At 71.2% G+C, this 11,569-nt stretch carries 10 protein-coding genes; 3 read left to right on the top strand and 7 right to left on the bottom strand.

The window, feature by feature from the left end; genetic code table 11:
* The first annotated feature begins 198 nt into the window (after positions 1–198).
* Both AC1VM9_RS03325 and amaB read left to right on the top strand, forming a co-directional pair.
* Positions 199–1,362 carry an NAD(P)/FAD-dependent oxidoreductase gene (locus AC1VM9_RS03325; RefSeq protein WP_483121149.1) on the top strand — a complete coding sequence of 388 codons (1,164 nt, stop codon included), beginning with the start codon at positions 199–201 and terminating at the stop codon, positions 1,360–1,362.
* 84 nt (positions 1,363–1,446) lie between these two features.
* Positions 1,447–2,982, top strand: coding sequence for an L-piperidine-6-carboxylate dehydrogenase (gene amaB / locus AC1VM9_RS03320; RefSeq protein ID WP_483121147.1), 1,536 nt, complete (start codon positions 1,447–1,449; stop codon positions 2,980–2,982).
* 19 nt (positions 2,983–3,001) lie between these two features.
* Here the strand turns inward: amaB and AC1VM9_RS03315 are convergent, their stop codons facing one another.
* Positions 3,002–3,814 (bottom strand): TIM barrel protein, encoded by an 813-nt coding sequence (locus AC1VM9_RS03315; protein ID WP_483121145.1) that lies wholly within the window; start codon positions 3,812–3,814, stop codon positions 3,002–3,004.
* On the bottom strand, positions 3,811–4,842 hold the full coding sequence (locus AC1VM9_RS03310; RefSeq protein ID WP_483121143.1) for a Gfo/Idh/MocA family oxidoreductase: 1,032 nt from the start codon (positions 4,840–4,842) through the stop codon (positions 3,811–3,813). The genes AC1VM9_RS03315 and AC1VM9_RS03310 overlap by 4 nt, the downstream gene beginning before the upstream one ends.
* A gap of 115 nt (positions 4,843–4,957) precedes the next feature.
* On the opposite strand from AC1VM9_RS03310, the gene AC1VM9_RS03305 reads away from it, so the two are divergent.
* Positions 4,958–5,971 (top strand): LacI family DNA-binding transcriptional regulator, encoded by a 1,014-nt coding sequence (locus AC1VM9_RS03305; RefSeq protein ID WP_483121141.1) that lies wholly within the window; start codon positions 4,958–4,960, stop codon positions 5,969–5,971.
* A 101-nt stretch (positions 5,972–6,072) separates the two neighbouring features.
* Here the strand turns inward: AC1VM9_RS03305 and AC1VM9_RS03300 are convergent, their stop codons facing one another.
* The 5 genes from AC1VM9_RS03300 to AC1VM9_RS03280 are packed head-to-tail and all read right to left on the bottom strand — an operon-like array spanning position 6,073 to position 11,558.
* Positions 6,073–7,077, bottom strand: a complete 1,005-nt coding sequence (locus AC1VM9_RS03300; protein WP_481341156.1) for a Gfo/Idh/MocA family protein — start codon at positions 7,075–7,077, stop codon at positions 6,073–6,075.
* Between the two features lie 17 nt (positions 7,078–7,094).
* Complete coding sequence (locus AC1VM9_RS03295; RefSeq protein ID WP_481341157.1) at positions 7,095–8,027, bottom strand: TIM barrel protein; 933 nt, start codon at positions 8,025–8,027, stop codon at positions 7,095–7,097.
* 45 nt (positions 8,028–8,072) lie between these two features.
* Positions 8,073–9,086, bottom strand: a complete 1,014-nt coding sequence (locus tag AC1VM9_RS03290) for a Gfo/Idh/MocA family protein (protein WP_483121138.1) — start codon at positions 9,084–9,086, stop codon at positions 8,073–8,075.
* Positions 9,087–9,130: 44 nt separating this feature from the next.
* Complete coding sequence (locus AC1VM9_RS03285) at positions 9,131–10,630, bottom strand: CoA-acylating methylmalonate-semialdehyde dehydrogenase (protein WP_481345267.1); 1,500 nt, start codon at positions 10,628–10,630, stop codon at positions 9,131–9,133.
* 46 nt (positions 10,631–10,676) lie between these two features.
* Entirely contained in the window at positions 10,677–11,558 is an 882-nt protein-coding gene (locus tag AC1VM9_RS03280) for a sugar phosphate isomerase/epimerase family protein (protein ID WP_481341160.1), read from the bottom strand.
* Positions 11,559–11,569 lie beyond the last annotated feature (11 nt).

Genomic DNA, 11,569 nt, shown 5'->3' with positions numbered 1-11,569 from the left:
ACGACGCGCCCACGACGAGCCCTCTCCGGACGGCTGGTGACTCGGCTGCTGACTTCAGGGATTCTAAACATCAAAGGCCAGAAAGGTTCGCTTGTCGTGAACCTTGCCGTGGGCCGACGATGGCTGCGAGAGCCGTCGGACCGAGGTCGTTCCCCGCGTCGGTGCTCCGTCCTCGCCCCCGACGAATCGAGGCCCACGATGGCGCAAGCCGCGAACCTGCCCACCCACGCCTCCGTCGTCGTCGTCGGCGGCGGGGTCATGGGCGTGTCCACCGCCTACCACCTAGCCCGGGCGGGTGTCACCGACGTCGTCCTCGTCGAGAGGGGCGAGCTGGGCTCCGGCTCCACGTGCAAGGCTGCGGGCGGCGTCCGCGCCCAGTTCTCCGACCGGGTCAACATCGAGCTCGGGCTGCGCAGCCTCAGGACGTTCGAGACCTTCGCGGAGACCTTCGGCCAGGAGATCGACCTGCACCAGGTCGGCTACCTCTTCCTGCTCGACCGGCCCGACCACGTTGCGGCCTTCGAGCAGAACGTGGCCCTGCAGAACGAGCTCGGCGTGCCGAGCCGGATGATCGAGGTCTCCGAGGCCAAGCAGCTCTCGCCGATGATCAGCACCGAGGGGCTCCTTGCGGCCGCGTGGTCCCCGACCGACGGGCACTGCACCCCCGAGTCGGTCGTCCTGGGGTACGCCGGCGCCGCCCGCCGCGCCGGTGCCCGCCTCGTGCGCGGCTGCACGGTCACCGACATCGCCTCCACGGGCGGCACCGTCACCGGCGTCGTGACCGACCGCGGCACCATCGCCACCGACACCGTCGTCTGCACGGGCGGAGCCTGGTCCGCGGCGGTGGGGGCCATGGTCGGAGTGGACCTGCCCGTCGAACCCCTGCGCCGTCAGATCCTCACCACCGAGGCGATCCCCGGACTGGACCCGCGGACTCCCTTCACCATCGACTTCTCCACGAGCCTCTACTTCCACTGCGAAGGGCCCGGGCTCCTGCTCGGGATGTCCGACCCGGAGGAGACCCCCGGCTTCAAGCTCACGCAGTCCGACGACTGGCTGCCGCGTCTGGCCGACGCCATCGAGAAGCGGGTTCCGGTCATGGCGGAGACGGGTCTCGCCGCCGGATGGGCCGGCCTCTACGAGATGACGCCCGACCACAACGCCCTCATCGGCGAGGCTCGCGAGGTCTCCCGGTTCCTCTACGCCACGGGGTTCTCGGGTCACGGCTTCCTCATGGGCCCGGCCATCGGTGAGGTCATGCGCGACCTCTACCTCGGCCGGCCGCCCGTCATCGACGTCTCGAGCCTGCACGGCGACCGGTTCGCCACGAGCGACATCCGACCCGAGCTCAACATCGTGTGAGCCAGGGTCACGACCTTTACCACCGACGAGCGGCCCGGCCGCGCCAGCCTCGACCGAGCGAAACCACACACCAAGGAGAACCCCATGACGACGCAGCAGACCACCCGGAGCCCCGACCTCCACAGCCTCGCCACGGAGACGGCGCGCCGCTGCGGCGTCGACATCGACGCGATCGCCGGCGACGTCGTGACCACGTCCCCGGTCGACGGCCTGCCGCTGTCCTCGGTGCGCTGGGTCGAGGGCGGTGCGGTCGACGACGCCGTGGCCCGGGCCCACGCAGCGTTCCGGTCGTGGCGCACGGTCCCGGCGCCCACTCGGGGCGCGCTCGTCAAGCGTCTCGGCGAGCTGTTGGCCCTCCACAAGGAGGACCTCGGCACCCTCATCAGCCTCGAGGTCGGCAAGATCACCTCGGAGGCGCTCGGTGAGGTGCAGGAGATGATCGACATCTGCGACTTCGCCGTCGGGCTGTCACGCCAGCTCTACGGCAGGACCATGGTGTCCGAGCGCCCCGGCCACCGGCTGATGGAGACGTGGCACCCGCTCGGGATCGTCGGCGTCATCTCGGCCTTCAACTTCCCGGCTGCGGTCTGGTCGTGGAACACCGCGATCGCCCTGGTCTGCGGCGACCCGGTGATCTGGAAGCCGTCGGAGCTGGCGCCGCTGACGGCGTTGGCGAGTCACGCCATCCTGGCCCGGGCCATCGACGAGGTCGGGGCCCCGGCCGACCTCTCCCAGGTCCTCATCGGGGGCGCCGACGTCGGCCAGGCGCTCGTGGACCACCGCGGTGTTGCGCTCCTCTCGGCGACCGGGTCCACCCGCATGGGCCGGGCCGTCGGTCCGCGGGTTGCCGACCGTTTCGGCCGGTCGCTGCTCGAGCTCGGGGGCAACAACGCCGCCATCGTCACCCCGAGCGCCGACCTCGACCTCACGGTGCGGGGCATCGTCTTCTCCGCCGCCGGTACGGCGGGCCAGCGGTGCACCACCCTGCGCCGCGTCATCGCGCACACCTCTGTGATCGACGAGCTCACCGACCGGCTCGTCTCCGCCTACTCCAGGCTCCCGATCGGCGACCCGACGAGCGAGGGGACGCTGGTCGGCCCACTCATCCACGCCCGCGCCTACGAGGCGATGCAGAGCGCCATCAGGCAGGCGGCCGAGGAGGGCGGCAAGCTCGTCGCCGGAGGCCACCGCACCCTGGAGGAGAGCGCCCCCGACGCCTACTACGTCGCCCCGGCCATCGTCCGAATCGACTCCCAGACGCCGGTGGTGCAGCAGGAGACCTTCGCGCCGGTGCTCTACCTCCTGCCCTACGAGACGATCGACGAAGCGATCGAGCTGAACAACGCTGTGCCGCAAGGCCTGTCGTCGAGCATCTTCACCCGCGACCAGGCCGAGGCGGAGCGGTTCCTGTCGGCCGAGGGCTCCGACTGCGGCATCGTCAACGTCAACATCGGCACGTCGGGCGCCGAGGTCGGTGGCGCCTTCGGCGGCGAGAAGGAGACCGGCGGCGGACGCGAGTCGGGATCAGACGCCTGGCGTGCGTACATGCGCCGCGCGACGAACACGGTCAACTACTCCGGCGAGCTTCCCCTCGCCCAAGGCGTGAGCTTCACGGTCTGACCGGGCGCGCGCCCGGCTGTCAGAGGGTGAAGGCGTCGCGGAACCGCTTGAGGGCGAGCTCCGGGGCGCCCGAGGCCCAGGCCTCGAGGCCGACGGTGCCTCGGTAGCCCATGTCGGCGAGCGCGCGAGCCACGGCGGGGTACGCGATCTCGCCGGTCCCGGGCTCGCAGCGCCCCGGCACGTCGGCGACCTGGACCTCGCCGATCCACGGCAGGGCCCGCCGGCACAGCTCGATGAGGTTCCCCTCGCCGATCTGGGCGTGGTAGAGGTCGAGCATGAGCCGCAGGTGCGGGCTGTCGACCGCCTCGACGAGCGCCAGGCAGTCGGCAGCGCGGGCGAACGGTGTGCCGGGGTGGTCGACGTCGGTGTTGAGGTTCTCGAGGACGAACTGCACGCCCTCGCGCTCGCCGAGCTCGGCGACCCGGCTCAGGGTCTCCCGGGCCTGCAGCCACATCGCCCCCGTCACCTCGTGGGTCGGCCGGACCGGGAACCCCTTGTCGTCGAGGCCGGTCCCGTGCAGGTTGAGGCGGGGGATGCCGAGGCGCGCGGCGACGGGCACCGACTCGGCGGCCGTCGCCAGCAGCTCGTCGGCGCCATCGCGGTCGGCGAGGCGCCCTCGCACGTAGCCGGTCATCGACGAGAAGACGACGCCCTCCTGCCGGAGCGCCTCCAGCGCGTCCACGTCGTGGCGCGTCCAGTCCCAGATCTCGACGGCGAAGCCGAGCTGGTGGATCCTGCGGACCCGCTCGGTCACGGGCAGGTCGAGGAAGACCATCTCGGAGCTCACGGCGAGGGTGAACGGCCCTGCGTCGCCGGGCGTCGCGGCGCTCATGCGACGACCTCGCGGTCGTCGTCGCGGATCGTGACGGTGGTGCCGCCCTGCACGGCCTCGATGCAGGCCAGGGCGATCCGCAGGGCTGCGCGCGCGTCGTGGCCGTCGACCACCGTGGGGGTGCCGGCGCGCACGGCCGTGCAGAACGCAGCCAGCTCGGCGGCGTACGCGTCGGCGAAGAGATCGGTGTCCGTGCGTGCGGTCGGCGCCGAGAGGCCGTCGACGGTCCAGAGGCTCGTCGTCAGGTGTGCGGCGCCACCTGCCTGCACCATGCCGGCCGAGCCGAAGACCTCGCCGCGGACGTCGTAGCCGTAGGCCGCCGAGAAGCTGGCCTCGGCGACGCCGATGGCACCGTTGTCGTAGCGGATCGTGACGACCGCGGTGTCGAGCAGGCCTGCACCCTTGAAGTCCGGCGCGACGAGGGCGTCGGCCATGACACTGACCTCGACGGCCCGGGCGCCGGCGTTGAACCAGTTGAGCGCGTCGAAGTCGTGGATGAGGGTCTGGGTGAAGATCGTCCACGGCGGGACGGCGCCGGGGTCGGCCAGGCCGGGGTCGCGCGTCAGCGAGCGGAGCAGCTGCGGGGTGCCGACACGTCCGGCAGCGACCGCGTCGTGGGCGGTGGCGAAGTCGCGGGCGAAGCGGCGGTTGAAGCCGACCTGCAGCGGGACGCCGGCCTGCTCGACGGCGGCGATGGCGCGGTCGGCGTCGGCGAGTGTCATGGCCATCGGCTTCTCGACGAAGACCGCCTTGCCGGCGCGGGCCGCGGCCACGACGAGGTCGGCGTGTGCCGTGCTGGCACAGGTGATGGCGACGGCCTCGATGCGCGGGTCGTCGAGGAGGGCCTGGGGGTCGGTGAGCCACTCGACCCCGAGGTCATCACCGAGGCGCCGGGCGGACGCCTCGAACGGGTCCGCGACGGCGACGAGCTCGGCCTCGGGGAGTCGACGGGCGAGAGTCGTGGCGTGGTGGGTGCCGATGCGGCCGGCGCCGATGAGGCCGACGCGTACTGGACCTGGGGCGGTCACGGGGGGCTCCTTTCGCTTCTGTACTAGAGCGCTCTAGTCCGATGGTGGGGCCGATGCCGAGTCGCCGTCAAGAGATCACCGCAGAATCGTCTGGAGCGCTCTACACTTCGGACGCATGGCGACCGCACGCGTGACGATGGAGGACGTGGCGGCACGAGCCGGAGTGTCGCGCGCGCTCGTGTCGATTGTGTTCCGCGGCGTCGCCGGGGCCTCCGAGGAGACGCGCGCCCGCGTGCTCGCCGCGGCCGCCGACCTGGACTACCGGCCGGACACCCGCGCCAGTCGGCTCGGCCGCGGCCGGACCCGGACTCTGGGTGTCACCTTCGCGGTGGGCCACGCCTTCCACGGCGAGGTGATCCGCAGCCTCTACACCGAGGCCGACGCGGCCGGGTACGAGGTGGTGCTGAGCGGCGTCACCGCCGACCGGTCCGACACGGATGCGGTCGACACGCTGCTCGCCGAGCGGTGCGAGGGGCTCCTTCTCGTGGGGAGCGGCCTCGCACCGGGCGCCATGGCGCGGCTCGCCGAACGGGTGGCGGTTGCCAGCGTGCTGCGGCCCGTCCGTGCTCGGGGAGTCGGGGTGGTGCGCACCGACGACGCACTGGGGTCGCGGTTGGCGGTCGAGCACCTGCGTCGGATCGGCCATGAGCGCATCGCCGCGCTCGACGGAGGCCGTGCGCCGGGCGCGGCCGAACGGCGACTGGGGTTTCGCCGTGGCATGGGCAGGGGGACCGGCGCGCAGGGGACGCTCCTCCCAGGAGGCCTGACGGAGCTGGACGGGGCCCGGGCGGGCCAGGCGTTCCTCGAGCTCGGGAGCGAGCAGCCCACCGCCGTGGCCGCGTTCAACGACCGGTGCGCCCTGGGTTTCATCGACGTCGTGCGCCAGGCGGGGCTGCGGGTGCCGCGCGACGTGTCGGTCGTCGGGTTCGACGACATCGAGCAGGCCGGCTACCCGCACGTGGCGCTGACGACGGTCCGCCAGGACGCCGCGAGGCTCGGTGCCGAGGCCGTCCGCGCCGTGACGTCACGGCTCGACGAGGTGGAGGTGAACGGGAGCGCCGAAGCCGTCGGTGCCGTTGTCGAGCCCGAGCTCGTCATCCGCGCCAGCACCGCCCCGCCACCGTGCTGAGGGCGGTGTCGAGGGCGGAGGGCGGCCCATGACGGGTTCGGTCCGGCGACAGGCCGCCGGACCGAACCCGTTTCGTGCGCAGGGGCCTGTTTCGCGCGGCCTCAGGCGTAGAAGGCGGGCTTGTCGATCATCTCGACCTTGACGACGCCGTCATCGGTCAGGGCCTTGACGCCGGCGTCGCAGACGCACGCTGCGGCATACCCGTCCCACGACGTGGAGCCGGTGTGCTCGCCGCGCGCCACCGCGTCGATCCACTCCTGGACCTCGGTGACGAACGCGCCCCGGAAGCGGTCGTTGTGGTCGGTGCTGATCGCGTTGCGGTGGCCCGAGCCGTCGCGCACCTCGACGGCGTTCTGGTCGGCGAGCGACACCGTGCCCTTCTCGGCCACGGCCTCGCAGCGGATGTCGTAGCCGAACTGGCAGTTGACGAAGATCTCGTCGTCGACGCGTACGCCCGACTCGGTCTCGAGGACCAGCACCAGGGGGTCCTGCAGGTGCTCGAACCGCAGGGACGTCTTCTTCGGCTTGTCGACCCGCGCGGAGACGAACTCCTCGCCGAGCAGCCAACGCATCGTGTCGATCTCGTGGATCGCCGTGTCGTTGATGGCCATGTCCCACGTGTAGTGCGCGGGCACCGTGGGGTTGCGGTGCGCGCAGTGCACCATGAGCGTCTCGCCGAGCTGCCCCGAGTCGAGCAGCGCCTTCATCTGTCGGTAGCCGTGGTCGAAGCGTCGCATGAACCCGACGGTCACCAGGCGCCGTCCGACGGCCTGCTCCGCCTCCATGATGCGCAGCGCCGCCTCGGCGGTCGGCGTCAGCGGCTTCTCGCAGAAGACCGGCTTGCCCACGGCGACCGCCGCCAGCACGTCGACCTCGTGCGCAGGTCCGTAGCTGCAGATCATCACCGCGTCGACCTCGTCCGAGCCGATGAGGTCGGCCGACGTCGCGTAGGACGTCCCCCCGATCCGTTCGGCGACCTCCTTGGCCCGGACCTCGTCGACGTCGCTCACGGCGACGACACGACCGCCCGCGATGACGCTGTGGATGCGGTCGATGTGGGCCTGGCCCATCCCGCCGGGGCCGATCATCCCGATGCGAACGGTCATGTCCTGTGACTCCTTCGTCACTTGAGGCCGAGGCCGATGGAGGCGAGGTACTCGCGGGTCTGGATGGCGTTGGGCAGCGGGTAGGACGGGTCGCAGGGATACATGTCCTGCTCACAGACGACGTAGAGCTCCTTGTCGAGGTCGGCGAGGGCCTCGACGAGCGAGGGCATGTCCGGCGCGCCGGCAGGCGGGGCGACGGAGCAGCCCTTGGCGACGGCCAGGCCGAAGGGCCAGTCCTCGTCGTGGGCCTGCTTGACCAGGCCCTCGTCCATCGCCTTGATGTGGACGTAGGAGATGCGCTCGGGGTACCTGCGGCACAGCTCCACCGGGTCGCCGCCGCCGTAGACGACGTGGCCGGTGTCGAGGCAGAAGCCGACGTAGTCGGGGTCGGTCGCCTGGAAGATGCGGTCGATGTCCTCGGGCGTCTCGATGTGGCTGTCACCGTGCGGGTGCAGCACCATCCGGAGGCCGTAGTCCTCCTTCATGATGCGTCCGAGCCGGTCGGCGTTGGCGATGTAGGCGTTCCAGGCCTCGGTCGACAGGACGCGGTCGTCGGTGAACTCCCACGTCTTGTCGTCGCGGAAGAGTGGCGGCAGGTGGACGATGTACTCCGCGCCGACCGCGGCGTGCGTCTCGGCGATCTCGCGGAAGGTCTTCTCCGTGTCGGCCCAGGCCTCCGGCCGGTGCAGGATGCCCCATCCGGTGCCGGCGACGACGCGGAAGCCGCGCTTGTCCATCTCCTCCTGGAGGCGCTTCGGATCCTTGGGGAAGTAGCCGAACGGGCCGGTCTCCATGACCGAGAAGCCGGCCTCGGCCATCTCGTCGAGCGCTGTCTCCCAATGGATCTGCTTGTCGTCCTCGGGGAACCAGACGCCCCACTGGTCGGGGCACACGCCGATCGTCAGCTTGCTGTAGCGATCGTCGGTGTTGCGGGCCTTGGACTCGGCCATGGTGCTTCCTCTCGCTTCCTCGGGTTGCGGCTCCCTCGCCGCGGGTCACCCGGTGGTCTGGTGGTGGGCGGCACTGCGCCCGGCTGGGACGGCGCGCGCTGCCGCCGCCGCCTCGTGGTGGAGCCCGGCGTGGCCGATGCGCGGCTCGTCGTACCGCAGCTCGCGGCCGTCGTGCGCGCGCAGCGTGAAGCCGCCCGGCTGGTAGAAGGGTCCGTCGATGCGCAGCGTCGCGGCCGAGCCGACGACGGTCGCGGTCGTCGGGGTGTCACCGAGGATCGTCGCGAACAGCGAGGCGACGCCACCCGATGCCGACCGCGCCGACACGGCGATCTGCCCCTCGACGCGGTCCGGGCTCAGCGACGCCGGGGCCGGCGTCACGACCTCGTGGACCTCGTCGAGGTCGCCGAGGACCCAGCGCGCGAACCACAGCGGGTAGGTCAGCAGGTCGTACCGCGGACCACCGAAGAGGTCGGCGCGCATGATCCGGTGCTCGGGCCCGAAGTGCTCACCGAGGTCGGCCTGGACGGAGTGCACCGTGCCGAGGGCGCCGTCGTCCAGCAGCTGGCGGATGACGTCGAACTTCGGCAGGTGGGCCGACCACAGCGCCTCCATGAGGAAGAGCCCCCGCGCCGACGCCAGGGCCTCGAGCGAGGCCACCTCCACCGCCGAGATGCCCATCGGCTTCTCGACGACCGTCGCCTTGCCTGCCTCGAGCGCGAGGCGCCCGTGCGGCAGGTGCAGGTGGTGCGGAGTCGCGACGTAGACGACGTCGACGTCGGGGTCGGCGACGAGTGCCTCGTACGATCCGTACGCCTTAGGGCGCTCCACGGGCCGGCCCGTGTCCACGCCGGCGTTGCGCACGACGAGGTCGTCGGCGAACGTGTCGGCTCCCTCGCGCGTCCTCGACCCGACGGCGAGCACGCGCTGGCGCGTGTGCCGCACCATCGCGTCGCAGAAGCGCTGCGCGATCCAGCCCGTCCCGAGGACGCCCCACCGCAGCGGCGGGGCATCCATCGGGTCCGGGGTGCGCGGTGCGGGCAACGCCGTGGGGAATGTCATCGGTCCGGTCTTCTCTTCCGGGGCTCGTGCAAAGGCCTTGTGGCTCAGTCGTTCTGGGGAAAGCCGAGGTTGAGGCCGCCGTGGCTCGGGTCGAGCCAGCGCGACGTCACGACCTTGCCGCGCGTGAAGAAGTGGACACCCTCGATGCCGTGCGCGTGCGTGTCGCCGAAGAGCGAGCTCTTCCAGCCGCCGAACGAGTAGTACGACACCGGCACCGGGATCGGCACGTTGACGCCGACCATGCCGACCTCGACGTTCCGCTGGAACGTGCGGGCCGCTCCGCCGTCGTTGGTGAAGATCGCCGTGCCGTTGCCGTACGGGTTGGCGTTGATGAGCTCGAGGCCCTCGTCGTAGGAGTGGACGCGCACGACCGACAGCACCGGGCCGAAGATCTCGTCGTCGTACACCGACATCCCCGGCCTGACGTTGTCGAAGAGCGTCGGCGCGAGGAAGTAGCCCTCGCCGTCGGAGTCCACGTCGCCCTCGCGGCCGTCGACGACGAGCGTCGCCCCGTCGGCCACACCGGAGTCGAGGTAGCCGGCCACCTTGTCGCGGTGCTGCTTCGTCACGAGCGGGCCCATGTCGCAGCCACGGGTACCGTCGCCCGTGACGAGCTTGCCCATGCGGTCCCTGATCTTGGAGACGAGCTCGTCGGCGATCGGCTCGACCGCCACGAGGGCGCTGATCGCCATGCAGCGCTCGCCGGCGGAGCCGAAGCCGGCGTTGACGGCGGCGTCGGCGGCGAGGTCCAGGTCGGCGTCGGGCAGCACGAGCATGTGGTTCTTCGCGCCGCCGAGGGCCTGGACGCGCTTGCCGTGCGCCGTACCCGTCTCGTAGACGTACTTCGCGATCGGCGTCGACCCGACGAACGACACCGACCTGACGTCGGGGTGGGTCAGCAGCGCGTCGACGGCCTCCTTGTCGCCGTTGACGACCTGCATGACGCCGTCGGGCAGGCCCGCCTCCTTCCACAACGCCGCCACGGCTAGGGCCGCCGACGGGTCCTTCTCGGACGGCTTGAGCACGACGGCGTTCCCGCACGCGATGGCGATGGGGATGAACCACAGCGGCACCATCGCCGGGAAGTTGAACGGCGAGATGACGGCCACCACGCCGACCGGCTGGCGGATCGAGTACACGTCGACATTCGTCGAGGCGTTCTCGCTGAAGCCGCCCTTGAGCAGGTACGGGATGCCGCAGGCGAACTCGGCGACCTCCAGGCCGCGCGTCACCTCGCCGACGGCGTCGGAGAGCACCTTGCCGTGCTCGGCGGTGATGAGCGCGCCGATCTCCTCCTTGCGGGCGTTGAGCAGCTCGCGGAAGGCGAAGAGCACCTGGGACCGTTTGGCGAGCGACGCGTCGGCCCACTCCTCCCAAGCGGCCCGGGCGCTCTTGACGGCCTCGTCGACGAGAGCCGCCGAGGCCAGGTCGAGGACGCCGGTCTGCTCGCCGGTGGCCGGGTTGAAGACGGGGGAGGTGCGCTCGGCGGTGCCGGCCCACGGCCGGCCGTCGATGAGGTGGGTGATGCGGGTGGGCGTGCTCATGGTGGTCCTTCGGTGTGACAGCCGGCGGATGCCGGGGTGGTGTGGCTCAGGGGGAGACGAGCAGGGGAGGGGTGGCCCACTTGTCCAGGTAGGAGCGGATGGTGTCGCGCATGTACGTGCTCGACTCGCGGGCGCGGTCCTCCCAGGCGAAGACGCAGGAGGTGACGATCCCGTCGAAGCCGATCCGCTCGAGGCCGGCGAAGAGCTGACCGAAGTCGACCTCGCCCTGGCCGATGTCGAGATGCTGGTGCACCGTGACCTGCGCGCCGGGCGGGTTGACGATGTAGCGCAGCCCCGACGATGCGGTGTGGTCGTAGGCGTCGGCCACGTGGACCATGGTCACGAGGTCGCCTGCCTTGTCGAGGATCCCGTCGCAGTCGTTGCCCTGGTGGAAGGTGTGCGGGGCGCAGTAGAGGAACGAGACGTTCGGCGAGTTGATGCCGCGGATGATGTCGACGGCGCGCTTGCCGTCCTCCTCCCAGTCGTCGGGGTGGGGCTCGAGCACGAGCCGGATGCCCTCCTTCTCGAGCTCGGGGAGCAGCTCCTCCATCGACTGCCAGAACCTCCGCTCGCAGACTGCGGCCTGACGAGGGTTGCCGTTGAGCTCGGAGTTCATGGTGTCGACGCCCAGGTCGGAGGTGATCTGGATGGCGCGCTTCCAGTAGCGGACGGCGGCCTGGCGGTCCTCCTCGTCCGGCCCGCTCCACCGGAAGAGCGGCAGCACCGACGACACCCCGACTCCTGCTGCGCGCAGCGCGGCCCGGAAGGCGGCCACGCCGGCGTCGTCGACGCGGGGGTGGTTGAAGAAGGGGATGAAGTCCTCACGCGGCGACAGCTCGATCCACTCGTAGCCGAGGTCGGCCACGAGGGCCGGCAGCTCGAGCAGTGGCGTCTCACGGAACATGTACGGGTCGAGGGCGAGCTTCATGGGGGCGAGCT

This window comes from Monashia sp. HAY1-11D (assembly GCF_056868035.1).
This window is presented reverse-complemented; position numbering and strand designations above follow the sequence as displayed.